We start from the raw sequence: 574 nt of genomic DNA on the forward strand, positions 1-574 counted from the left end.
CTTTGTCCTCCAACCCGGTATTCATCCACTTTTGTTCGGCTTTGCTTATGATCCATGCCATGTCCGCCCGAAGTGGTGGAGTACAAATGACGGTTATCGTCTTCCTTAGCCTTTGCGATCATCGCTGCATTAATCCCTTCATCTGGACCTTGTTGACTTAACTCGTTGCCACTGGTCATGAACATAAAAGACGGATTATTTCCATAGGCTTTATTGATGCGCAATAATTCGTCCATAATGAACTTATCCCGCACCGTGTCATTATAAACATTGGCACGAGGAGCTTCAGCCTGGATATACATCCCCAGAATATCTGCCGCTTCGAATGCTGCTTTAGGAGGGCACCACGAATGTGTACGCATGTGGTTTAGTCCATAGCTTTTCATGGTTTTCAATACGTTCATCCAGCCATCAATTGTCATGGGTGGATAACCTGTTTCGGGGAAGATACAACATTCGAGGTTTCCACGCATATAGGTGCGTTTACCGTTAATGGTGAATGTGGTATTTTCAACTCCTAATTCGCGCATGCCAAATGATGTTGCCTCCACATCTTTGTATTTCCCGGCAGACA

The 574-nt window shown here is 45.1% G+C and carries 1 pseudogene; it reads right to left on the minus strand.

The features are described 5' to 3' along the window. Nucleotides 1–574: pseudogene (locus ACUNWA_RS19035) on the minus strand (hypothetical protein); the annotation flags it as partial.

Source organism: Sunxiuqinia sp. sy24, from assembly GCF_052677165.1.